Origin of the sequence: Haemophilus sp. UMB1048 (genome assembly GCF_030218125.1) — a bacterium.
Taxonomy (GTDB): Bacteria; Pseudomonadota; Gammaproteobacteria; order Enterobacterales; family Pasteurellaceae; genus Haemophilus_D.
Map to the genome: position 1 here is coordinate 1 of NZ_JASOPB010000075.1, position 292 is coordinate 292.

General features: G+C 48.3%; 1 protein-coding gene. It reads left to right on the forward strand.

Annotated features, from left to right (window positions below; all coding sequences use genetic code 11):
- Positions 1–292, forward strand: a 292-nt coding sequence (locus QP437_RS10660; RefSeq protein WP_285267724.1) for a glyceraldehyde 3-phosphate dehydrogenase NAD-binding domain-containing protein, incomplete at both ends; no start/stop codon positions are given.

Sequence of the window (292 nt, forward strand, 5' to 3'; positions counted from 1 at the left end):
ATCTGACCACTCCTTCGATGCTTGCTTACTTGCTTAAGTACGACAGCACTCATGGCACTTTCCGCCACGACGACGGCACCCCAGTTGAGGTTACCTCCACCGAAGACGCAATCGTTGTAGATGGCAAGACTTATAAGGTTTACGCCGAAAAAGACGCAAATAACATTCCATGGGTTAAGAACGACGGCGTTGAATTCGTTCTCGAATGCACCGGTTTCTACACTTCTGCAGAAAAGTCCCAGGCTCACTTGAACGCAGGTGCTAAGAAGGTTCTTATTTCTGCTCCTGCTAA